This window comes from Acinetobacter sp. YH12137 (assembly GCF_013418535.1).
Taxonomy (GTDB): Bacteria; Pseudomonadota; Gammaproteobacteria; order Pseudomonadales; family Moraxellaceae; genus Acinetobacter.
The window spans coordinates 10,124-35,835 of record NZ_VPBW01000015.1 but is presented as its reverse complement, the minus strand read 5'-3'; the positions used below and the strand labels follow the sequence as shown (position 1 = coordinate 35,835).

Genomic DNA, 25,712 nt, shown 5'->3' with positions numbered 1-25,712 from the left:
TATTTTTTTATTAAATATAAAATCTATTTGAATTAATTTTGTTAATTTTGGGACTGTGTTATTCTATTATTGTAACGCTAAAAATAATTTACCTGTGCAGAAAAAAATGATGACACCATTGCTCATTGATGCATTAACAATATCTGAAGGTAGGTTTGAAAAACCATGCCCAGTTTTAGTTTTGAAAATGATGTTACTCAATGAGGAAATGAGCAGTGAGTCTTCAAAAAAAATTAAAAATCAAGCCTTACTACTGCTCGCGATATATCGTAAGTTACTGCTTGCTGTCGATAGGGATTTATTGAATGTAGAAACTCTAAAGAACAGTGTGAAAAGAAGACACTGGGCTAAAGTGGATAAAGCACAGAATAAGATGGTGGTTGCAAAGCAACTTCGACTAAAGCATTTAGATCTAGAAGAAATGATTTTATTTTTAAATACACAGCATTTTTTAAAACAGCTGCCGATTTTCTTTGTTCAAAAATTGGTTGATTGGGCACCACCGGTGGTGAGTGGTAATTTTTTAATCGAAAATGTTTTAGCAGGCTATATCGCCCAAAAGATTTTGCCATTAGAAAAAATTAAAGTAAAAGAGCTTGGAAAATCTGTGCAACCATATTTTCATTTAGCTGACTTTTTTGTATTTTTACCTCAATTGGAGGAACTTTATCAAAAACATCAGCAGCAAATTGTTTGTGCGGCACCAACTGCAGAAGTTGCTTTAGCTTTAACAGACTGGAAGAAGGCATGGGTCTATCGTATTCGGAGTAGTTCATGAATGAGTATTTGGTGCAGCTCCTAGAATGTATTAATCAGAATGAAAATATAGAAAAAGAACAACTGATCCAAGCATTATTTTTGTTGCGTGCACACTATAGCTTAGCTGGCATTGTTGTCATTTGTCAGCGAATCTTCACATTGATTGGGGATGATGAATTATCAGAATTTCGTGATGAGCTTAATACGTTAAAGATCATTAGTACATTAAAGGAATCTCCAGAACATTCACATTTTTTCTCAGGAACAATAGATAGAAATAGACATACACCCACGCCATTACGTCCATACACTGGAGACAGCGGAATTTGTGACTTGCTCTTGATTCAAGCAGGCCGAATTGAGAGTAATGAGCGTTTTGATAATTTAATCATTTGGTTTTTAGAGCAAATATTTCACTATCAACAAAAGGTACATACTTTAACGCTCTATAGTGATTATTTAAATGGTGATGGACGCATAAAGCTGAAAGATCAAAAAGGCTCTCGTGTCTATAACGCCTTTTTAGCGATTAGGCTGTTGGGTGATCCAAGTTATAAGGATATTTTAGAACAAGTCGAAAAATTACTGACCAATAAAGAACTGGAAGAATTTATTAATCTAATGTCCGCTGTTTGTAAAGATAAGCCATTAGTTGAAAAATTACTGACCAATAATGAACCGGAACAATTGATTAATCTAATGTCCGCTGTCTATAAAAATAAGCGCTTAGTCGAAAAATTACTGATCAATAACGAACCAAAACAATTGATTAATCTAATGTCCGCTGTTTGTAAAGATAAGCGATTACAGGAAGTTTTTTATGCATTAAAGCTGTTTTTATCACAAATTTGGCGAAATGATTCACTAAAAAATAAGAAAAAACGTCGAGAGTTTTTACACCGTATAGGGGTAAAGCATCAAAAACTGATCTTGCAACGATACGGCTCATTAAGTATTGCCATCCAACCTTTGGAGGATATGGATGAAATACATCGTGGTCTGGTCACTGATGTATTTGGGTATGATGATATTGAAGAAGATGAAACACCATTGGAGCCGTTATTTACATTTTTTTTGGCAGAACAATCCGATTTAATTCGAGGTTTTTATGCCTCTAAGTCTGTTTCTCAGCATCTTGAAGCTGCAAATGTTGGTTTGGTTTGGACCAAATGGAAATTGTCATTAAATTCGATCCAAGAAGTATTTAGATTATGTCGACCATGTGAGGCTGATACTAGCTTAATTCTACGCGCAAAATTAGCTTTAATATTGAGTTTACTTACAGGACGTTCGGTGAGTGAGTTAACAGCGCCGTATTTTAGTCAAAATACTGATCAGAACAATATTGCTGATCAGTATGATCAACACACTGATCAGCATAATATTACTATTCTGTATGATCATACTTTATCTGCATATGTATTGAGTGTTTTCGCAGGTACACCAACACTCAAAATAAAGCCAGAAGAATCTAAATTTCATGTGCCATGGACCAAGAGACTACATTTAGTTTTACCAAATGAGCTCAATAATTTGATTACTCAAGTAAAAAATCTTGCGATTAAAACCCGTCAACTCGCAGTTGAGCGCGAAGTGAAAACACTTATTAATAGTGTGCCTAAAGAATTAGAAATAAGCCTCAAAAGTATTAAAGATGTTCTTCCGCAGTTGTTATATCAGCATAGCCAAGGTGATTTAGCTGTCGTTAAAGCAGTGACGAATGCATCAGGTCTGAATTATGATAACTTGATTCATTATGCATCTTTTGATCAAAAGAAACTTGAACAGTTATGGGCGGATTGTTTAAGAACGATAAAAATTGATATTCCTGAATATATACACTCTTCTAGTGAACGTGTGGGTAGCCCGACAGGGATCAAGATTGCTGAAATACAAAATGAAATTACACGCATAAAAACAACGATAAATCAGGCTGCCGAACAGAAAGATTGGCAGATGCTCTTTGATAACTTAACGTTGTATACAGAATTATGGATGAATCTTGCCACTGCAGGAAGAGGGATTAAGCAACCATTTTCAAAGTGGATCAGTCAGCAAAGTTGGGCATTGATTCAAGATAAACATCGTCCAGATGAATCAACCGATCGCTATGTGCCATTGACGGGAGCGTTGATCAGACAGATTCAAATTTTACGTGCTTTGATGAGAATGCTAGGACATCAAGTTGAACCACGTGTTGATTTATCATCTTATGCTGTGCAACTTTGTGATCCTCTTCAGATTGAAGGATTAGTCAGAAATTGGGCACGGAAGCTGGTTCGCTCTGATGATAATCAGTTATCTGGACGGTTCAAGGATGCTGGACTTGGGCACTGGGTGCGCGGTCGTTATCCATGGGATATGTTATCAGTATTTCCTGTATCAACATTTAAACAACAGTGGCTTGATGTACAAGAAAACTTGCAAAAACAATTAGGTTTCGAATGTCTTGAAGGTTTTGATTTTTTTAAAATCAAGCATATTCCAACATTTGTTTTAACCCAAGAGACTAAAACAGCTCAAGTAGAGACGAAGCCGAGAATACAATATTCAGAAAATGATGTAAAAGAATGGCTGAAAAACTCTGAGTATGAGCCCTATTGTCAGTTGATTTTTGAAGGAAATCCTGAGCCTCAAGTATCTTTAGAGCTTGGACATGTATTGGCTTCTAATTTAGCTAAAAATTCAAAGATTGATTTGCCACAAGCGATCAAGGCATATTGTGCTTATATTCGTGATAAAACTAAAATTCCTTTATTCGTTCAGCTTCCTCAACAAGCGAATCGCACATGGCTGACATCTGAAAATAATTTTAGTATCTGGTGTTATATTGAACAGAACTTACTTGCTCTTATTCAGAGAGATTTAGAACATTTACCTGAATATCAAAATTGTGATATTGAAATAGGACGTTTGCTGGTTGTACTGTCCCTGTATTCGCAACTGTGCCGAGTAAGCCATTTACAAGCGATGTTGGAGTTTATTGCTTCTGATCAACATATAGTCGCTATGGGGAATAGTCGGCTCGTTGAGCTGACAGTGAATAATGATCGATCTGTGACGAAGATACGCCGGACAGTACTGTTAAGTCCTTATGTCTCGACATTAATTTTAGTAGACCGACAGTATTTACAGCCCCGATTAAATGAGATTTTAGGAAAGTCAAGAAATCAACAAAGAACAGCTTGGCAAAAGTGTTTTAATAGATATTTAAAGCAAATCGGGTTTAAGTCAACTCTATCGTTAGCTCAATGGTTGAAAGCTTTACAGCAAAATGTGATGCTCAATAGCACTCCGTTGATTGCAGGTTATATATCAGGCCAAGTTCTGACTGAAGATCTTTCCATAAATGAATTATTACGCTTATCTGGATATGAAAAATTAACCATAGGTTTAGATCGTACTGAGCCAGAAATTGAAATAGACATAGACGATGAGCAATTACATTTGTCTGATATTTTGGCGATAGTTCAGCAGCTAAAAGATGAGTCTAGATCAAGCATTTGGCTTAAACAGCTCGCCAATATTAAAACGAATCACGACTCAGTCAATTTATTAACGAACTTTGTGCAATGGTTGATTCGACGCTGTGAAGCAGAAGAGTTAAGTCAACAGAATCGAAATATGATTCACCTACATTTGGCCATCGTCAGTGCAGGTATATTGGGGTTTTCAGAAGATTTAACAAAAGATAGCCAGATTGATGAAGATGTATTTCAAAAATGGATGGAGTTGACGCAAGAGCATTTTCCACACCGCAAGCATCTCGCTGCGTGGAATCGCTTTAGAGATTTTTTAATTCAGTTAAATGATAATCGTATAAAGTTACACAAGCGTACAGCGCATCAAGCAAGTGCTAAAGTTTTTTCAAAAAATGAAGTGCAGCAGATCGTTCAAATATTACAATCTGTAGAATCTGGGGTGAATGATGCTGCTTTACGTCTAGAGATTCAGCGTCATTTTCGTTTATCTGCAGCGATGGGTGTACGCCGTTCAGAGACACTTCATTTACGGCCCTTAGATATTGATGAGGATATGCTCCGAATTCGTCCTTATGGTGAGCATCAGTTAAAAACACTTGGATCAGAACGTGTTGTTCCGATGAATTTATTAAGTCAGACGATTCAAAATGGATTAAATGATATTTATAAGAATAAAAAATATTCGATATTAATGTCTGATGAGAATAGTGAGCATAGGCCTTTTTTTGCTCAAATATCTCAAATATTAAAGAAAGTCACTGGAGATGTTGATCTCAGCTTACATCATTTAAGACATACGTTTGCAAGTACATATACTTTAAAGTGTTTGCAAACAGTGGTGGATTTTAAAGCGCTCACGATAGAATTGCCATGGCTACAAAATTGGATGCCATCGAATGAGCAATTTAATACGCTAGTAGGCAATGAAGGACAGGTTGGGCAAGGGATTAAGGCGATTAGTCGAGTGCTTGGACATTTACATGAATCGACAACATTAAAGCATTATGTTCATATCTTATTTCTGGCTACTTATGCCTATAGCATGCAACAACAGCAACCCAATTTACATACTGCATTTTTTAAGCGAGTCATGAGTCGGAGTAATTTATTCAGGCATTTCCAAGCGATTCATCAACAGAATGGTAATCTAAAATATGAGTTGAGAGACACCATCGAAAAATATGTACTCAAAAAAAGACAAAGTCAGAGGTGGGTCATCTATGCTCAAAAAAGAGGGAATTCGACTGGAAAAGTAATTAAACACGAATTATTTCAAAAGTTTGAAGATATTGAGCGGTATCTTATTTCTGGGCAGGGGCAGCCACGATTAGATATTGAGTCCTGGAAGAAAGCTTTAATTATGATGGCAAACATTCCGTCAGGTAAACGTGGTTCAAATATAGGAAGACATCCATTATCGACACAAGGAAAGTTAGCACGTTTGCCTGAATTACTCAGTGCTGTAGATTTTAATTCTGCACAAGAGATTTTAGAGCGATTTGATTATTTAGAACAAAACCAATCAGAAACTTATAATTGGTTAATAAAAAAATGGTTGTATGAAAGTAATGTAACAAAAGTATTGATGCATTTTACGGCAGAGGATGAACCTATGCTTTCAATCCTTACAGAACATCAGTTTTTTCCGATAGTGATGAAACATAATAAATATGATTATTTTAGAATTATGTCTCAACAAGCGTCATTAAGCGCCGTGCGATGGGTACTAGCATGGTTGAGTGTACGATATTTGGTGATTAGAGATCATATCAGAATTTAAGTAAATATGACTTACGCACGCTTTATTACATAAAGTTTTGAAAGACAGCGCTACCCTAATTGAGCTAAATTCAAGTGACAATTTGGGTATAAGTGCAGCCAAATTCTGTGAATTTGTTCAAGACAGCTACGTGTGCATAAATATCATTTACCTGACTACATCATACCTTGCATTTAATATGCTGCTAGAAGCCGTTTGACATACTCCCACCACTTTCACGATGTTCAAGTGGGGGATTCTAAAAGCAAAAGCTCTTAGGTGACTTCCTCACGGATTTCACTTGCTTTCTGCTTCACAGGGCGATCTTTACCGCATCTTCCCTCGACAGACAAAACGGTGTGTCCCACCGCTAAAATGTTGCGAGAAGCATTAATATCTGCATTCTCGCTAAAGCCACACTCGACACAACTAAAGTTTGCCTGAGTGAGCCTATTTTCTTTTGCAACGTGACCACATGAACTACAAGTCTGACTTGTATATTTAGGGTCAACTTTAACGAGTAAACCACCTCGCCATTGCTGTTTGTACACCAACATATTAACAAGCATTGACCAACCTTGATCCAGGATTGATTTATTTAAGCCGGACTTGGCTTTAACATTCTTTCCTTTTTTCTCGATTGAGCCTTTCGCTGACTTCGACATATTGGCTACTTTTAAGTCCTCAACTACGATCATTGCGTGGTTTTTGCTGAGCGTTGTGGTGACTTTGTGCAAGTAGTCATGCCGAATATTGGCAATATGATGGTGTAATGTATTGATCTTGAGATTCAGCTTTTTCCAATTTTGACTGAACTTGTTTTTCTTTCTCAGCTTGCGCTGAAGCCTAGCCAACTTTACTTGATTGGCCTTGAAACTATTGATCGGGTCGAATACTTGACCACTAGACGTTGTAATTAACTTTTTAATACCTAAATCAATGCCAATGGCTGATTTCGATGGATGGACTGGTGCTTCTACCGTATTTTCAGCACCAAATGACACATACCATTTCCCGACATGCTTGGAGATTGTGACGTTCTTAATCTCACCCACAATATTTTGTGATTTTCTGAATTTCACAACGCCAATGTCATTAGGTAACTTAACTTGGTTGCCTTTAACCCAACAGTATCTATTGAATTGAACAATACGAATGGAATCACAGCCATTAGATTTCTTTTTGAATCGTGGCATGAGTGGTCTAAGTTGGACTTCACGACCATCAGGCAATTTAAAGAATCTTGGTTTTTTGGCTTTAAATGGTTTTTGCTTTAACTTGGCTTGTTCTTTCGGGTCAAAGAACTTCCCCCAGGCATCACCAAGATCACGCACTTTTTGTTGAAGTGAAACGCCATTTGAACTATTTTCTAGAAAAGCACACTCAGGTTTTTTTCGTAATTCAGGAATTTTATTGACTAAATTAACTTTGTTGATTCGCTCATTATTAGCAAGCATCTCGAACGATACAGCTAAAATTTGATTCCAAACAAAACGTGCAGAGCCAAGCAACTTGTTTAAAACAAGCTCCTGCTCTGCATTAGGCTCAAGCCTAAATTTATACGCTTTGTTGATTTTCATAAATGAGTATGTATGTGTTAATATAATCAAATGCTATCATTAAACGAACAATCAAACAATGACTGAAATCTATAAAAACCGCCATTCAGCCTTTAACTTACACGTACACTTAGTATTTATTACAAAGTATAGAAAGAAAATTCTAAATGATCTACATCATAAGTATTTTAGTGAGTGTGTAGCCGAAATATGCAAAGATTTTGATGCAGAGCTAAAAGAATGTAATGGTGAGGCTGACCATGTTCACATGCTTATTCAGTACCCACCAACTGTTCAGCTTAGTAAGTTGGTGAATAATTTAAAATCGGTAACAAGCAGAAGAATGCGGAATGAATTTTTAGATTTACGTGGTAGTTATGCAAAACCTGTTTTATGGTCACGATCTTATTTTGCAGGGTCGTGCGGTGGTGCGCCCTTAGATATTATTAAGAAATACATTCAAAACCAACAAGGTTAAAATCTGTGAAATTCACCTCCACCCTGACTGTCGGGTGGAGTCCTCTTTCACTTAAAGATAGCATCCTTCCTTGTGCAAATAGCCTAAGCATATATCGTTCAACCTAAGGGGCCTAGGAATCAGCGACTTTGATTTGTTCTTTGCTTTCAATTTGATCCATATGTTATCGATTTATATTTTTTTATTTAAAAATGAATAAAAAAATTCTAATTTGGTTTGACCAAAGAAAAAGATACCCATATGATAATTACGTTACAGCAAAATCTGTAATCGGGCGTGGAAACCCGCATCTCAACGTGCTAAAGAGTCACTTTTAGTGGCTCTTTTGTGTCTGCATGGCAATGCTTTATGGCAGGCCAAGTAGGGCAGTCTATGACTGGCCGTTTCGTTGAGCGGTATTTCCACCCCTATTTGGTTTGCCACCATCTCGTGGAAAAGATGTTGGCAAAATTCACATTGATCAACGAGATTACAATATGAAAAATATCATTTTAAAAGTACCCATTTCTCTTAGGTTTCTTTTGTTAGCGCTGACTGAATATTGACGGTCATTTAATTCATCGCTTTAACCAAATCGAACTATATACACTTTCAAATTTCGTACTTGAGCGAAAGTAGGACAGTGTTGTCTGGAGAAAATAAAAATGGGTCCAACACGATTATTGACCAATATTATTCAGCGTAAAGTTATGTTGCCAGAAGAAATGTCACCTTCAATGCAGCGTGACAATTTTGAAGTGGCACTGACTGATTTTGAAAAGCATCCAATCATCAAATGTTTATTTAAGGCGGATAACCAGCGTTCTACGGAATGTTGGAGCGTGCAAGAAATTGCAAACTTTATTGAGGATTGCACAGAAGATCAAAACATCAATTTATGCATTTTGTATTGGAAAGATATACACGGCAATATTTACATTATTGATGGAGCACATCGTCTTTCCTGTATCTATGCGTGGATTAATAGATATTTTGCGGATGAGCAAGTCCCTCAAGCACCTAATTTCAATGATCAACAAAAACAAGATATTCGTTACCTCCGCAATTATTTAGGAGATCTTGCTGATTTTCAAAAAATTTGTACTGATGCCGAATTCGCAGAAAAAAAATCGAAATTAGGCGATATTAAAATCAGTTTCAGGCAGGTACTGGGAACTCCGGAAGATGCGCGACGGGTATTTCAATCGATTAACTCAGATACTAAACGTCTAGATAAATATGAGGAATATCATCTCAGAAGTCGCGGGAGTGACGCCTATTATGCGATCTATGCCTGTTGTTATATCAATGACAATAAATCTAACTTGGAAGAGCTCCAATATACACGTTTAAATGAGCTGATTGAGTTAGGGGAGAGGATCCACCAGCTCCTTTTTTCGACCATTTTATTAGACAATGAAATGAGTCATGGCAAAAAAATTGGCTTGGTCAATGAGTTGATGAATATCATTGCTGGTGATCAGATTCATAATATTATGAGTCTGAATCAGGGGGAACGCGTTGAAAACCTGATGTCGCATCTGTTGACCATTCTTTGCAGAATAGCGACGCCTGTAAAAAATACTGGGGTTCCGAGTTTGGGCTTTCATCCATACTTATATTTTTATAAGGACCAGCGTTTTCAGATTACTTCTTTTCTTGCATGGTTTTCAATTGTGTATGAAATTCATGAAAGCCTCATGCAGATTCATCATCGAACGATTAGTTTCAAAGACTTCACCCGGGTACGCCGTAGTATTGAGTTCTTGATTGCTAATTTCCCCGTGGCGACCACTGAAACGGTCGGCAAGTTCGGCAGTGGTATCAAGGGCTATGATCGGCTACAAATTGTCTATAAAGCCTTTATTTGCTTAAGCTTGGAAATGGAAGTTGATTTTGATGATGAGGAATGCCTGAATACCTTTATTCTGTCCATGTCTAAGGCCTTCAAGTACATAAACTTTAACGAGTTTTATGTCGAAAGATTTTTGGGTGGTTATGATGATGCAGTCGTCAAGCATGTGGTGGGATATGTGGAGTCGATTAGTCCAATTTCTCGGTCAAAGCCCAAGGCCTTTTCGGCATTAACCAAGAGTCTGCTTAAGCACAATTTTCTGGTGGGTAATCATAACTTTTGCCTCATTTGTGATGGATTGATCTATCTTGATTCTACTGAATCGGATCATCGGATTGCCAAAGCCGTAGGTGGGCAAGGTGTTCTAGAGAATGGTCTGCTGGTTCATCCCATCTGTAATAGAATGAAATCAGATCTGAGTCTGGAAGAGATTAGAGCGGATTTGTTTGGTGAATTACTGTATTGATCAGCAGAGCGATGATCTCATTTTTGCAGATGTATCAATGATTAATCACATGATTTAACTTTTGATACATTCAGCCAGTGTAGCTTTTTTTAATTAAGTGCAGAATCATAGCTAGAAGCTAGCTGTAGTTTCTGAATGACCGTCAAGGTCCTTAGTTTTGCCCATTGATCCTTCTCTGGGCATTTTTTTTGATCAAAAATCATGTGTAGATGCCCTAGAATAAACCTTTTAGCATTTCATAAGCAATCAAGATTAAGCCTGACACCATCAGCACCACAAAAATGAGTTCCACTCTAGTTAACATATTAATTCCTTTTACTTTTCACTTAATTTATATAGCAGTTAAGTCGCAGCATCAATGACATAACATGACATGGAAAATAATCAAAAAGACAGAATTTGGATTTTCATCAAATCTGCTGTTTGCATACTTCAACAGTAGTTTTGAATGTTTCACTTAAACTTTAAACTTTTTCTAAAATTAAATATATTTACATATACGTTCTAAAATTTGATAGAATTTATTAAAACTTTAGATTCTAAGTGTGAATAATGAGAAGCGCTAATATTCGACGTGATGGCTACTTAAAATTTCTGAATACATGGCAAGACCGTGATGTCATTAAAGTACTTTCAGGTGTGCGTCGCTCTGGAAAATCCACCTTATTGGCGATGTTTCAACAAGACCTAAAAGCACAGGGTGTACAAGCCGAAAACATCATTGCCATCAACTTCGAATTTATGGAATTTGAAGAACTCACCGATTACCGTAAACTACATGATTATGTATTATCCAAAGTTGATAAAAGTAAAAAAAACTATGTTTTTTTAGATGAAATACAACATGTTACTAATTTTGAAAAAGTAGTCGACTCTTTATATGTTCGAGATTATATCGATTTATATATTACAGGTTCAAACGCATTCTTTCTGAGTGGAGAACTTGCGACTTTACTCACAGGACGCTATATAGAGCAACATGTTTTACCCCTTTCATTCCAAGAGTTTAAACAGTGGCATATTGAAAATAATCCGATCATCCAACAATTATCCAATCGTGATTTGTATGCCATGTACACGCACAGTAGTTTCCCCTATACGCTTGCCATGACTAGTCAGCAGGAAACCTATGATTACTTGCAAGCGGTCTATGCCAGTGTAATGTTTAAAGATGTTATTCCTCGTTTGAATACTGCTGATATTAACTCTCTCGAGCGTGTCGCAAGATATTTGGCAAGCGTGACAGGCTCACCCATTTCCATCAATAAAATTAAAAATACCTTTGTTTCAAGCGGGGTTAAAATCTCATTTGAAACAGTAAAACGCTATATTCAGGGCTTACAGGACAGTTTGCTATTTTATAGTGCCGCACAATTTAAAGTACGTGGGCGTGAGTTATTACAATCCTCTGAAAAATACTATTTAGTTGATGTCGGATTGCGCCGGATTATGTTGCCTGATGCTAATGCTGATCAAGGTCATATCTTAGAAAATGTGATTTATCTTGAGCTTGTCAGACGAGGTTATACGGTCTATGTAGGGCGGGTTGATGAATATGAAATTGATTTTGTTGCTGTCGATACTTTACAGAATTTAACTTATTATCAGGTGGCATTAGAAACGCTCAATGAGGAGACACTCAGCCGAGAGTTACGTCCATTACAGAAAATTTCTGATTCGTATCCCAAGTATTTGCTTACCTTAGACACGATAGGGACTGAAGCGAATTATAATGGTATTGTAAAAATGAGTGCTCTCGATTGGTTGCTATCTGAAAATAAGTAAAGTTGAGGGTAGACATGGATACTCTTATTTATTAATTAAAACTCAAAGACTTTTCAGCATTAACCAAGAGTGTGATCAAGCATAATTTCTGCTCCATTTGTGATGGATTGATTTACCTCGACTCGATTGAGTCAGATCATCATGATTGAGCCAGAGTCGCTTACTGAAAGTAGCGAGAATTGCGCTGGAGTTTCTGAAGGATATTAATTCCTTAGTTTGCCCATTCATCCATCTGGGCATTTTTTTTGATTAAAATACAATGCTGTTCTTGCTAAAAAATGACGGCACCCACCATAAAACACAATATTCCAAAAATAATCCAAGGCCAGATCTTTGTCTTCGGTTGTTCTAAATTCTGAGGATTATATTCCGTGTGTTCTAGCGATGTCGGTTGTGGAACACGGGTCTTTTTAGAGTAAGGCTGGTGTTTAGAGTAAGATAGTCCCGTACCTGGAATACCGACACTGGTTCGCGTACCTTTTTTCCCAATATTTAGAGAAGCACCAGGTTTGCCAATGCTGGCACTGCTGATGCCTTTATGGGTCAGATTAATTTTAAAACCCGGGAATAATTTAATACTTTTACGAAATCTAAAACCCATATTGCTCTCATTCTAAAACTTAGCTCAATTCACGCGCTATACCAGGATCCATGATCTGCTAGAGATCGTACTTTGACGGCTATCATCAGGATACTAGTATATTTTTTATCTGATGATTGCAATACTACCTTTAAATACCGTCAAAAATGTTTACTGTATATTTGCTGTAGGGTAATCTTAAAGCTGCTATTTATTGACTGATTGGTATATGACGACAGATAAGCATGAAGTCCTGCTACGAATGCGAGCGATCGAGCTGCTTGCTTACTGGGAAGGTCGTTTGGTTACCAATCGTTTAATGAGCTGGTTTGGGCTCAGTCGACAGCAGGCTTCTGCGGATATCAAGCGTTACAATACGCTGTATAACCCAGATGCCTTGATTCATGACCCCTCCGTCAAGGGTTATGTGCCTAAGGCCAGCTTCCAGCCTGTACTGACTACAGCGCATATCAATGAATATCTCAATATGTTGTCAGGTTTGGTTAGTGAATCGCATGCCCTGATTGCGATGCCAGAACCGAATCTTGCAGCAGTTCAATTACCTGATCGCAGTGTACGTCCTGAAGTGATTCGGGAAGTTTTGCGTGCCTGCCGAAACCAAAACACTTTAAAAATGATTTATGCCTCGATGCAGAATCCGCAGTGGCATGAACGCATCATTTCCCCACACACCCTGGTGTATACCGGTTTTCGCTGGCATGTCCGTGCCTATTGCCATCAGAGCAAGCAGTTTAAGGACTTTTTACTCTCCAGAATTGATCGTACACCTGTTGTGGTGGCGATTGAGTCAGTAGACCCTGCTCAAGATCAGCAATGGCATGAAGAAATTCTACTGACGCTGATCCCTAATCCAAAATTGAATGAAGCTCAAAAAGCGCTGGTCGAAAAAGACTTCGGCATGCCTGATGGCAGATTACAGATTCCGGTGAAAAAAGCCCTGGCTCACTATACCTTGCAGCGCTATCAGGCCGCGATCACGCTGGCTGAGGCGGAAGATGCCTTGAAATATCCCTTGGTGTTACAAGGTTCAGATATCGAAAAGCTGTCGTCTTACCTGTTTGATCAAGCTTCATAGGAGATTGGCTATGTTAGAACAATTTCATTATGACAGTGACCTAATTGGTGGCTCACTGATGGTGCGTGAAAGCCGGCTGATCGCGGATCTGTTATTACGAGAGGCGACTCCAGAACAATGGCATCAGGCCATTCAGGTTGACAATATTCTGCAAAAAAGAACCGCAGCCTCAGCTCAACGCAATGCCACCGCTATTCGTAAGCGTCTGGAGCGCTTAGAGCCTGATTTCTGGAAAGCTTTGCGTGATGGGGATGATGAGCTGGCGACCCAGGTGGCTTTTTGTGGCGCATTGGAACGCAACCTGTTGCTGCTTGAGTTTATGGAAACGGTGATGAGAGAGGCCTATATCTCTCAGGCTCAATACCTGGACAGTTATATCTGGTCAGATTTTCTGGATGAGCGTTCACAACGCGATCTTGATATCTGTGATTGGAAAGAGTCCAGCAAGAAAAAAATGGGGCAGGTGGTATTTCGCATGCTGGCAGAAGCCGGTTACTTAAAAAGTACCCGTAAGTTGGAGTTGCAGCGTGTGATCGTCAGAGCAGAGCTGCGTAGCCTGTTGGAAGAACATTATAAACAACGCATTAAAAGATCTATGGAAGTGTCGCTATGGACGCGGTAGTTGTAGAGGGGCAGCAATGAATCAAAAAATACATGAGCGTCTAAATCAGATTCCAGAGCGAATTCTTTCCACCGAGTTTCTCACCGGGCAAGGACTGGGCAATGAAATTGGCTTCTGGATTTTTGATTATGCACCTGAAGATGAGTTGAAAGTGCGCGAATATCTGCATTTTCTAGACGGGATGCTGGAGAAAAAACACAGTCAGCTGAAGGTGGTGAATATCAACCTGCTGCAAGCCGTGGTGGATTATCTGGCTGAGCGTAACTTCATCGATAAAGCCATTCAAATGCAAAAAGCCAAAGGCGATGATGCGCTGCTCAAAGCGCTGAAAGGCCCACTGCATATGGATAAGTTCGCGCCCTATCTGGTGAGTAAATATGCCACCAATGCGCAAGATATTGTGTTGATGACTGGGGTAGGGTCGGTTTGGCCACTGTTACGTGCCCATCACTTATTAAATAGTTTGCATTCGTTACTGGGGCATAAGCCAGTGGTGCTGTTTTACCCAGGCTATTACGACGGTCAAGCGATGAGTTTATTTGGAAAAATTCCAAGCAATAATTACTACAGAGCATTCAGATTAGTGCCTTAACACGGCAAATAGAAATAAGAATTCGGGGGAATTGATTGAGATGAACATTAAAGAACTTTTTTATAAGCCATTAGATCGTGCGATTAACGGGGTCGTAAAAGCAGACCAGAATGACAATACTACGGTTTATCAGGAACTCGATGAGTATGTGGTCACCAATGAACTGGAAAAACATTTTCGGGACTTTTTCCAGTCTTATGGCACAGACCTAAGCGATCCTTCGATTGCTAACCGAGTCGGCGTATGGATTTCAGGCTTCTTTGGTTCAGGTAAATCACATTTTCTGAAAACCTTGTCGTATATTCTGGCCAATAAAGTGGCACGCGATGCGCAAGGTAACGAACGCAGTGCTGCAGAATTCTTTGATGAAACTAAAATCCGCGATGCATTTATCCGTGCCGATATTGGCAAGGCGGTCAGCCATCATGCCGATGTCATCCTGTTTAACATCGACAGTAAAGCCAGCTCCAATGATGATGGCAATCCAATCCTGAATGTGTTTTTACGTGTGTTTAACGAGTATCAGGGTTTTAGTGCTGACCATCCACATATTGCCCATATGGAACGTCACCTGAGCCAGAAAGGTGTCTACGAACGCTTTAAACAGGCGTTTGAGGAATCCAGCGGCATGTCCTGGCTAGAGGAGCGTGACGGCTATCAGTTCTATCAGGATGATGTTGAAACCGCGATTTCCCAAGCCCTCAACTTATCTGCTGAAGCTGCGCATAAATGGTTTGAGGATTCTGAGCAGACCTTTAGTGTTTCGGTCGAAAACTTCTGTCAGTGGGTGAAAGAATACCTGGACAGCAAAGGACCACAGCAACGGATATTGTTCCTGGTGGATGAAGTGGGGCAGTTTATTGGCAGCGATACCCGCTTGATGCTGACACTACAAACCATTACTGAAAATCTGGGTACGATCTGTAAAGGCCGCGCTTGGATTATCGTCACCTCACAGGCAGACATCGATGCTGTTTTAGGTGAGATGTCTTCTTCCAAAGCCAATGATTTCTCCAAGATTGCTGGACGTTTTAAAACCCGGTTATCGCTGTCCAGTTCAAATACCGATGAAGTCATCCAGAAACGTTTATTACGTAAAACCCCAGAAGCAGAAGCATTGCTCAGATCGGTGTTTGAGCAAAAGGGTGATATTCTCAAAAACCAGATTACCTTTGACCGTTCAGGCCCGACCCTCAAGAACTATGAGGGTCCAGACAGCTTTATCCATAACTATCCTTTTGCGCCGTATCACTTCCAGTTGGTGCAAAAAGTTTTTGAAGAAATCCGTAAGGTCGGTGCGACTGGTGCACACTTGGCCTATGGTGAACGGTCCATGTTGGATGCGTTCCAGATGGCCGCGAATGCGATTGCCACAGATGAAGTCGGGGCACTGGTTCCTTTCCACCGCTTCTATACTTCAGTGGAAGGCTTCCTGGATACAGCAGTGAAGCGTACCATCGACCAGGCAGGGCAGAATAAGACCCTGGATGGTTTTGATGTGCAGATGCTGCGTACCCTGTTTATGATCCGCTATGTCGATATCATCAAAGGGACCTTGGATAACCTGGTGACTTTGTCGATTGAGAAAATTGACGAAGACAAACTGGCATTACGCAAGCGCATTGAAGAAAGCCTGCTGCGTCTGGAAAAAGAGAGCCTGATTACTCGTAATGGCGATGAGTTCCTGTTCCTGACCAATGAAGAACGTGATATTACCCGCAAAATTAAAGCCACAGACTTAGCAGCTTCAGAAGAAAATAAAGAGTTAGCCAATCTGATCTTTAAAGATTTACTGCGGGATCAGAACAAATACCGCCATCAAGCCAACAAGATGGACTATCAGATTGGTCGTTTCCTAGATAGCCATAGCCTGGATGGCAAGTATGAGAGCGATTTGAAAGTTGAAATCATTTCTCCACTGGATACGGAATACAACCTCTACACTGAAGCTTACTGTATTGGTAAAAGTACTCAGACCGAAGGACAAGTGCTGTTTAAACTGGCAGACGATAAACAGTTCTTTAATGAACTGCGCACCTGGCTGAAAACCAATAAATTCATCCGCTTAAATGATGATGGCACTCAGTCCGATATTTCCCGTATTCTGGCAGACCGTGGCCGTGAGAATCAGGAGCGTAAAAAACGCCTGCGTGCCCGGGTCGAAGAAATGTTGTTGGATGCGGAAAGTTATGCCTTGGGTCAACATTTACAACTTTCATCTTCAAGTCCAACCACCAAGCTGGATGAGGCTTGTCGTTATTTGCTGGAAAACACTTATACCAAACTGAGCTATCTGCAAGTCTATCAGCAGGATGCCTGGCGTGAACTGAACGCTGTTTTGACTGTGGATGATATGGCGCAGCTCGGATTGTCTCTGGATGGCGGTCAGACGAACCCGAAAGCCCTACAGGATGTCGAACAGTACATCTCGCTGCGTTCAACCGGTACCGAACGTATTCTGGTGTCAGATGTGGTGGATCGTTTTGCCAAACGTCCTTATGGCTGGCCAGATGCCGAGATTTTACTATTGGTGGGTCAGCTGGCTGCGATGGGGCGGATTTCTCTGCAGTTAAATGGCGGCAGCTTACAGTTAAAAGATGCCTTTGAGCCTTTACAAAACAGCCGCCGCCGCCGTGATGTGTCGATCATTAAAAAACGCCAGACTGATGATCAGGTATTGAAACAGGCACGCCAACTGACCCAAGAACTGTTCTCGGCCATGGGACCAGCGACTGAGAAAGAGCTATTTGAATTCTATTTGCAGCATTTTAAGGCTTGGTTAGCCAACTTTAAGTCGTATAAGAGTAAAACTGATGTCGGACAGTTCCCGGGCAAGAAAGTGATTGAAAAATCGATTCTGACTTTGGAACGTCTGCTGGCGAATAGCGACAGCTTCGATTTCTTTAAGGCCGTGGTTGAGAACAAGGACGACTATCTGGATCTGGAAGAAGATTATCGTGATATTCATGAGTTCTTCACTAACCAGATGCCGAGCTGGCAACAACTGCAACAGGCCTTACGTCATTTTGAGAAAAACAAACAGGCGCTGGGCAGTGATGAGGTGGCAAAAAAAGCCCTGTCTGAATTACATCGTATTGCCACTCTTGAATCGCCCTATGGCCTGTTAAATAAAGTCGCTGATTTGGTTCGTACAGTGGAAAGCGTCAATGAGCAATTGCTGACTGAGAAGCGCAATCAGGCGATAGAACACATTGATGACAAGATCAAACAGTTAGAAGCCGAGATTAAAAACAGTGGCATCGCTAGCGCTGAGCTGAGTAACAAGCTATTACGCCCACTACAACTGCTGAAAACGGATATTGAAGTGGAAACTAGCCTGTCCACCATCTATATGCTGCAAACCCAAACCGCCGTGGAGCGTTTTGATGAAGCCTTGTATGAGTTGGAAAGCGAAGTTCAGGCGGAAATCCAGCGTCAGGCCAAAGCGGCACAACTGGCTCAGAGCAAAGCAGAGAGTGTAACCAACACTGCAACCACCTCCAGCCCAGCTACATCAACACCTGCTGCGAGTCCGGTACAGACTGTGACAGCCGTAGTGCCACCGAAACCGGTGGTGGAAGTCGATGTTGCTAGCATTTACAGCAAAACCTCCAGCAGTGTCTATCTGGAAACAGAAGAGTCAGTGGATCAGTTTGTAGATGCACTCAAAGCTGAACTGAAAAAAATCGTGAGTGATAAAAAGCGTGTGCGTATCCGCTAACAGGGCTTAGGGATATCAGCATCAGTAATTCATTTAAGGTTGAACTATGAACACCAGCAATATTAAAAAATACGCACCGCAAGCACGTAACGATTTTATCGCAGCCATGCGCAAGCAGGCCGCCAAATACGGCATCACCGCAGACAGCATTTTACCGGCAGAACAGAAAGGCGACTTGTTGCTGATTGGCGATCAGGTTTTTCCGCTATCAGTCATGAAACCACGTGACAAGCTGATCAAACGCATTCAAACCAGCAGTTTTGAGCAAACCATTGATTATATCGCTTATAGCTGGTTTAACCGTCTTTGTGCGATTCGTTACATGGAGTGCAAAGGCTTACTGGATCATGGTCGCCGTGTACTCAGTAGTGCCGATGGTAGTGCAGGCTTGCCACAGATTTTGGAAGAATGTCTGGATATTGACCTACCAGGTTTAGATGCCAGCCGTGTGGCTGAACTGAAGCTGGATGGCAATAAAGACGAAGAGCTGTATCGGGAACTGTTACTGGCTCAGTGTCATGCGTTGAATCAGGTCATGCCACTCTTGTTTGAACAGGTTTCTGATGAGTCTGAACTACTGTTACCGGATAACCTGACCAAAACCGATTCGTTGATCCGTGATCTGGTCAGCAGCATTCCGGAAGAAGACTGGTCGGATGTGCAGATTATTGGTTGGCTGTATCAGTTCTATATTTCTGAAAAGAAAGATCAGGTGATTGGTAAAGTCGTCAAGAGTGAGGACATTCCTGCCGCGACACAGTTATTCACCCCAAACTGGATTGTGAAATATCTGGTGCAAAACAGTGTTGGTCGTCTATGGATGATGGCACAGCCGGAAAGTATGCTTGCCAGTGGGTGGGAATACTATATTCAGCCGGCTGAGCAAAGCGATGAAGTCAATGCACAGTTAAAACAACTGATTGATGTGCGGATCAGTGAAGATGGCGATACTTTAAACCCTGAAAGTATTACGGTGCTGGATCCAGCCTGTGGTTCGGGGCATATTCTGGTGGAAGCCTATGATTGCTTAAAAGCAATTTACTTAGAGCGTGGCTACCGTAGCCGAGATATTCCACGTTTGATTCTGGAAAACAACCTCTACGGCATTGATATTGATACCCGTGCCGCACAGCTCGCCAGTTTTGCGCTATTGATGAAAGCGCGTGAGGACGACCGCCGTTTATTTAGCAGTCCACCGAGGCTGAATATTATTGCGTTACAGGATAGTCAGCCGGAACGTTTGGATGCATTCAGTCAGGACTTGGCAAGTACTGGTATTGCACAGACAGATTTAAAAGAACTGTTGGACTTGTTTGAACATGCCTCAACCTTTGGTTCTTTGATTCAAATCCCTGTAGCATTTGCTAAAAAGCTGCCTGATTTAGAAAGCAAGCTGAATACAGCGTCAGAGTCAGGGGATATTTTTGCACAGCAGTCAGCGCAGGAGCTGTTACCTTTAGTACAGCAAGCTAAATTACTCGCTAAGCAATATGATGCTGTGATTGCCAACCCGCCGTATATGGGAGGCTCCGGTATTAAGCTTTTAAAAAACTTCGCCCAAAAAAAGTTTCCTGACAGTAAATCAGACTTGTTCGCCATGTTTATAGAGCGCGGCTTTGCATGGTGTAAAGACAGTGGTTTTAACAGCATGGTGACCATGCAAAACTGGATGTTTTTATCCTCTTATGAAGCGATGCGTGAAAAAATGTTACAGGATCGGAGCGTTATTTCGCTTATCCAAATTGGGTATAATAGTTTTCCTGAACTTAATTCAAAGGTGGCTCAAGCATGTGGCTTTTCAATTTTAAAGACAAACATAAAATCCATTAAAGGTAATTATGTTAATCTAAATAATGCACCACAGACTGCAGATAAAAATAAAATTTTCTTAAGTAGAACTTCTCAGATAATTTTTGATAGAGATCAAAATAATTTTAAAAAAATTCCAGGAAGTCCATTAGCATATTGGTCTAGTCCAAGAGTATTTGATGCTTACGAAAATAATTTATTAAATGATTTTGCAGAACCTAGGCAAGGTTTAGCGACAGGTAATAATGAAAGATTTCTAAGACTTTGGCATGAGGTTGGGCAGAAAGAAATTAATAAAAATGTTGAAAGTTTTACTTCCTATCAGAAAGGTGTAACAGGAATTTGGTTTCCTGTTACAAAAGGGGGATCTTACAGAAGATGGTATGGTAATAATGACTTTCTTATTAAATTCGATTCTAAAAGTTATGATGATTTATCAAATATGGGGAATCATCTACCATCACGTGAATTTTATTTTCGCGAGGGAGCAACATGGTCAACTTTAAGTAATGCATTAATTTCTTTTAGATATTCCAATAATTCTATTTTTGAGACCAAAGGTTCAATTTGCTTTCCTAAAGAATCAATTGATGTATATTATCTTTTAGGATATTTAAATACAAAAGTAGTTCAATTTTTTCTAAAAGCATTAAGCCCAACTATTGATTATCATGAAGGACCATTGAGAAAAGTTCCTTTCATTCAAAATATTATTTCGGTTGCTAATAACTCCAAAAAGTGTATCAAAATTGCAAAATTAGACTGGGACTCCTACGAAACTTCATGGGACTTTACTCAAAACCCAATTATCCGTACGGGGCAGCTAAACCTCGAACAAGCATTTAATACATGGCAACAGCAAAATGCTGCCGCCGTGGCTGAAATGAAACGCTTGGAAGAAGAAAACAATAAACTGTTTATTGATGCTTATGGATTACAGGATGAACTTACACCAGACGTACCAGATGAACAGATCACTTTAACTCGTGCCGACCGTGAAAAAGACAGCCAGCGTTTAGTCTCTTATGCACTTGGCTGCATGATGGGGCGTTATAGTCTGGATGAACCAGGTCTGATCTATGCCCATGCAGGTAATCAAGACTTTGATGCTAGCCGTTATCAAACATTTCCAGCCGATGCAGACGGTATTATTCCATTGACCGAAATGCACTGGTTTGAAGATGATGCTACACATCGTATTCGAGAGTTCTTAACTGCGGTTTGGGGTAAAGACACGCTGGATGCCAATATGCAGTGGCTTGCAGAAAGCTTGGATAAAAAAGCCAACGAAACTGCTGAAGATACGATTCGCCGTTACCTAGCGAGTAAGTTCTATAAAGACCACATGCAAACCTATAAAAAGCGCCCGATTTACTGGTTATTTAGCAGTGGTAAACAGGGGGCTTTCCAGGCGTTGGTGTACTTGCACCGCTATAACGAAAGTACTTTGGCACGTATGCGTACCGAATATGTCATGCCACTGATTTCAAAAATGGCGGCTATGGTTAATTCTTTGCAAAGTGAAATCGAAAACAGTGATTCAGCTGCTGAAATCAAACGCAAAGAGAAAGAGCTACAAAACTTGCATAAGCAACAGGCTGAGCTGAGTACTTTTGAAGAAAAACTACGTCATTATGCCGATCAGCGTATATCACTGGATCTAGATGATGGGGTGAAAGTGAACTATGGCAAGTTTGGCGACTTGTTGGCGAATGTGAAGGACATTACTGGGGGGAGTGGGGAATGAGCATAGATTATCAAGAACATCTGGTTTGTTTTATCGATTTATTAGGATTTAAATCAGCCATAGACCAGTCGATTAAAAATAATGAAATATGTAAAGCTTTGTATGATTTAATTCATGATCTAAAAGAGAGCTCACTAAAAAAGAGAGTTTATGGAAACATCCCCTTTTTTACTTTGGATGAGAAAAATACAGTAAAACCTGCAGGTGACGTATTTGGTGACAATGTTGTAGAACAGTTTTCAGAGTCTTTTCCTTTAAAGATCACTCAATTTTCTGATTCATTTGTTATTTCTTGCCCAAGTAATAATTCAGCATCTTGTATTTTATTATTAGAATGTATTTATACAATAAAACTTATGTTCTTTTATGATTTAGGTATGATTTTGCGTGGAGGAATTGCTCTAGGACGGCTCATTCATGAAGAAGGTGGAGCATTATTTGGTCCTGCTATGAATGAAGCCTATTCTTTGGAATCTAAACTAGCGATTTATCCACGAGTTGTTATCGCAGATAATGCTTATAACCTTTTAAGTAAATCTAGTGAAAGTCACCCAGCTTTAAAAGCTATTTTTTCAGCATTTGATGGGCACAAAGTATTTGATCTCGTCAGTATTTTTGAAAGTCCTTCATGGACTGTTGAAGGTGCTGGTCAACAACTAAAAGCAATTGAACAAGATATTTTGCAAAATTCACAAGATGCCCATCCTAAAATTGCCTATTTATTGGATAGATGGGAACAAAAGCAAAAAGAAGTGGATTCGCAGGTGCTGCAATGAATTTAAGTCAACTTCAGCAAGGCTTAGAGCAGGCTTTCTTTCATGAAAATCACCGGATTGTCTTCTGGTACGATGCGGAACAATCTTTCAGTGATGAAATACAGGCGTTAAAACTGAAAGATGTCCAGATTCTGAATATGGCAGAAGAATCGAGTTTGGCGATCAAGATTAAACTGGAACTTGAGGATCAGGAGGGCAAATACTTGCTGTATTTTCCAAGTCCTGAGCCTGAAACCGAAAAAGACTGGTTACTGGACATCAAGCTGTATTCACGTAGCTTTTATGCCGATCGTTTCTCAATTATCTTCAATGAGCTGGGTTTACAGCAGCAGAGTCTAAGAGAACATCTGGCCAAACGTGAAGAATTCCTTAAAGCCAAAGCCCGTCTGAGTACATTGAAACGCTATATCCAGCCTGATGCAGATGAACAGGATCTGGACATGGCCATGATTGCGGCTGTGGTCAAGGCTGATAGTGCCGAGCTGATGCATATCGTTCTGGCACTGGCAGATGAAATGGTACAGCAGAACCTGGCTCTGGAAGTCAATCCAGACTCCTTTGCTGAACTGGAAAAATTCCAACTGGTGCCAGCTTTGGTCACCGCATTACAGGCGGAAATTGGTTATCCAGCATCGGTTGAAGAATTGAATGGGGAAGCACCATTCAAGCTCGGTACGTTCTTTATCCGTTTGATGACTACAGGTTTCTGTGAAAGCCTGGGCGATATACCGCTATGGGCTCAAGAACTGGTGATGTCATCCGTCAGCTCCCGTGCGACGGCTAGAGCCTTTTTGTCGCGCTGGAGAGACAGTTCTAAATACTACCCAACCTTCGATACACTCTCCCAGACCGTGGCCAATGCACTGCGGATCCAGGAGAAGGTCGGGGCCTTTGATCTGGAGCAGCTGCTCGATGTCATGACCTTTGAAGTGATTGAACAAAAGATCATTATTGATCTGGCCAGTCATATCCCTGCAGCAGCCAAAGCTGAACTGGAACATTTCAGAACGATTATTTCTACCCGTCTGGATGGCTATTGGGCTTCCAAACATAAGGATGATGCAACACGCCGTAAATATCGTACTGTCTATACAGCGTTGCAGGCAGCCATTGAGCTGTTTAGCCTGCGACAGCAGTTTGATGCCGGTTTCTATTTCGACTCCAGTGAAGCTTTGTATAAAGCCTACGAGCAGGAGTTGTATCGCTTTGATATGGCCTATCGCCACTACAGTGCTGCTTCTCAACGCGCTCATGTCGATATCCTGAAAAAACTCGATGAAGAAGTGGAAAATTGCTATTCCTACTGGTTTATTGACCACTTGGCACGCAACTGGGGCGAGCGGATTGAAGCTGAGCAACGCTTGAATGTCTGGAAAATGGCAGATATCCCAAATCAGCAGAACTTCTACGATACTCACGTTAGACCCTTACTCAGTTCCGCAACGAAACGCCGTATTGTGGTGATTATCAGTGATGCTTTCCGTTATGAAGCTGCGGTAGAGCTGCGTGATCGTATCAATGAAAAGCGTTATTCTGAAGCGACCTTGTCTTCACAGCTGGGCGTTGTCCCAAGTTACACCACACTTGGCATGGCCTCGTTGTTGCCGCATCAGACTTTGGAGTACAAAGAGGCCGCAGGTGATGATGTTTTAGTAGATGGGCAGTCCAGCAAAGGGACTGCAGCACGATCCAAAATTCTGGCTGCCTATAATGGATTGGCGGTTACCGCTGAAACGGTAAAAGGTTGGTCGCGTGATGAAGGCCGTGAAGCACTTAAAGACCATGATTTGATTTACGTTTATCACAACGTGATTGATGCTCGGGGAGACAGTGCCTCTACAGAATCTGAGACCTTTATGGCGGTGGAACATGCTATTGAAGAGCTGACTGAACTCAGCCGTAAAATTTTAATGCACTTCAATATTTCCACCCTGTTGATTACAGCCGACCATGGCTTCTTGTTCCAGCAAAGTAAACTGGAATCTGCGGATCGTTCAAGCTTGACTGAAAAACCGACCAATGCATTGAAGAGCAAGAAACGCTATGTGATTGGGCATGGTTTGCCAGAGAGTAAGGAAGCCTGGAAAGGCTCAACCCAAGCTACGGCAGGCACATTATCTGCGACTGATTTTTGGATTCCAAAAGGGGCGAACCGTTTCCATTTTGTAGGAGGCTCACGTTTCGTGCATGGTGGCATCATGCCTCAGGAAATTGTGGTGCCGGTACTGACGGTAAAACAGCTACGTGGTGAAAAGGCTGGACAGCGGACCAAGCGTAAAGTTGAGGTCATTTCTACAAAATCCACGCTGAAGATGGTCAATAACATCCAGAAGTTTGATTTGATGCAAACCGAAGCTGTCAGTGAGCTGGTTATGCCAGTAACCCTATCGATTGCCATTTATGATGGGGATGTCAAAGTTTCCAGTGAAGAAACTCTGACCTTTGATAGCAGTACCGACTCTGTTGCGGAACGGGTAAAACAGGTCAGACTGTCATTGTCCGGTACTGATTTTGACCGTAAGAAAGATTACTTCCTGGTACTGAAGGACAAAGACCTAAATATCGAAGTGCAGCGCTATAAGGTCACCATTGATTTGGCATTTACCGATGACTTCTTCTAATAACGAATTAACGATAGAGCGTAGCC

At 40.5% G+C, this 25,712-nt stretch carries 14 protein-coding genes and 1 pseudogene; 13 read left to right on the top strand and 2 right to left on the bottom strand.

Annotated elements, in window-relative coordinates; genetic code table 11:
• The first annotated feature begins 106 nt into the window (after nt 1-106).
• Together FTU72_RS09320 and FTU72_RS09310 are read left to right on the top strand one after the other, a co-directional pair.
• Entirely contained in the window at nt 107-778 is a 672-nt protein-coding gene (locus FTU72_RS09320; RefSeq protein WP_180052750.1) for a hypothetical protein, read from the top strand.
• Nucleotides 775-6,021, top strand: a complete 5,247-nt coding sequence (locus tag FTU72_RS09310; RefSeq protein WP_257220261.1) for a tyrosine-type recombinase/integrase — start codon at nt 775-777, stop codon at nt 6,019-6,021. Before FTU72_RS09320 ends, FTU72_RS09310 begins: the two co-directional genes overlap by 4 nt.
• 254 nt (nt 6,022-6,275) lie before the next feature.
• On the opposite strand, the gene FTU72_RS09305 is transcribed toward FTU72_RS09310, so the two are convergent.
• Entirely contained in the window at nt 6,276-7,580 is a 1,305-nt protein-coding gene (locus tag FTU72_RS09305; protein ID WP_180052749.1) for an RNA-guided endonuclease TnpB family protein, read from the bottom strand.
• 58 nt (nt 7,581-7,638) lie between these two features.
• Between FTU72_RS09305 and tnpA the strand changes: the two genes are divergently transcribed.
• From tnpA to FTU72_RS16565, 4 genes and pseudogenes are all read left to right on the top strand, one after another.
• Nucleotides 7,639-8,037, top strand: a complete 399-nt coding sequence (tnpA, locus tag FTU72_RS09300) for an IS200/IS605 family transposase (RefSeq protein WP_074382711.1) — start codon at nt 7,639-7,641, stop codon at nt 8,035-8,037.
• A gap of 644 nt (nt 8,038-8,681) precedes the next feature.
• A complete protein-coding gene (locus FTU72_RS09295) occupies nt 8,682-10,337 on the top strand; it encodes an HNH endonuclease signature motif containing protein (RefSeq protein ID WP_180052748.1) in 1,656 nt (551 codons plus the stop codon).
• Between the two features lie 552 nt (nt 10,338-10,889).
• Nucleotides 10,890-12,122 carry an ATP-binding protein gene (locus FTU72_RS09290; protein WP_005021600.1) on the top strand — a complete coding sequence of 411 codons (1,233 nt, stop codon included), beginning with the start codon at nt 10,890-10,892 and terminating at the stop codon, nt 12,120-12,122.
• 38 nt (nt 12,123-12,160) lie between these two features.
• Nucleotides 12,161-12,262 (top strand): annotated as a pseudogene (locus tag FTU72_RS16565) (HNH endonuclease); the annotation flags it as partial.
• A 131-nt stretch (nt 12,263-12,393) separates the two neighbouring features.
• On the opposite strand, the gene FTU72_RS09285 reads toward FTU72_RS16565, so the two are convergent.
• Nucleotides 12,394-12,723, bottom strand: coding sequence for a DUF4236 domain-containing protein (locus FTU72_RS09285; protein WP_000506885.1), 330 nt, complete (start codon nt 12,721-12,723; stop codon nt 12,394-12,396).
• A gap of 208 nt (nt 12,724-12,931) precedes the next feature.
• On the opposite strand from FTU72_RS09285, the gene FTU72_RS09280 reads away from it, so the two are divergent.
• Genes FTU72_RS09280 through pglZ form a run of 7 tightly spaced genes read left to right on the top strand, consistent with a single transcriptional unit; the run spans nt 12,932 to nt 25,686 of the window.
• A complete protein-coding gene (locus tag FTU72_RS09280; protein WP_180052747.1) occupies nt 12,932-13,798 on the top strand; it encodes a WYL domain-containing protein in 867 nt (288 codons plus the stop codon).
• A gap of 10 nt (nt 13,799-13,808) precedes the next feature.
• Complete coding sequence (locus tag FTU72_RS09275; RefSeq protein ID WP_136143647.1) at nt 13,809-14,420, top strand: DUF1819 family protein; 612 nt, start codon at nt 13,809-13,811, stop codon at nt 14,418-14,420.
• A 16-nt stretch (nt 14,421-14,436) separates the two neighbouring features.
• Nucleotides 14,437-15,012 carry a DUF1788 domain-containing protein gene (locus tag FTU72_RS09270; RefSeq protein ID WP_136143646.1) on the top strand — a complete coding sequence of 192 codons (576 nt, stop codon included), beginning with the start codon at nt 14,437-14,439 and terminating at the stop codon, nt 15,010-15,012.
• A 40-nt stretch (nt 15,013-15,052) separates the two neighbouring features.
• The gene (gene brxC, locus FTU72_RS09265; protein WP_180052746.1) at nt 15,053-18,733 is read left to right on the top strand and encodes a BREX system P-loop protein BrxC; all 3,681 of its coding nucleotides are present in this window, start codon (nt 15,053-15,055) and stop codon (nt 18,731-18,733) included.
• A 46-nt stretch (nt 18,734-18,779) separates the two neighbouring features.
• Nucleotides 18,780-22,289: a BREX-1 system adenine-specific DNA-methyltransferase PglX gene (pglX, locus tag FTU72_RS09260; RefSeq protein ID WP_180052745.1), complete on the top strand. Its 3,510-nt coding sequence runs from the start codon at nt 18,780-18,782 to the stop codon at nt 22,287-22,289.
• A complete protein-coding gene (locus FTU72_RS09255) occupies nt 22,286-23,065 on the top strand; it encodes a hypothetical protein (RefSeq protein ID WP_180052744.1) in 780 nt (259 codons plus the stop codon). The genes pglX and FTU72_RS09255 overlap by 4 nt, the downstream gene beginning before the upstream one ends.
• Nucleotides 23,062-25,686 (top strand): BREX-1 system phosphatase PglZ type A, encoded by a 2,625-nt coding sequence (gene pglZ, locus FTU72_RS09250; RefSeq protein WP_180052743.1) that lies wholly within the window; start codon nt 23,062-23,064, stop codon nt 25,684-25,686. Before FTU72_RS09255 ends, pglZ begins: the two co-directional genes overlap by 4 nt.
• Nucleotides 25,687-25,712: the final 26 nt, after the last annotated feature.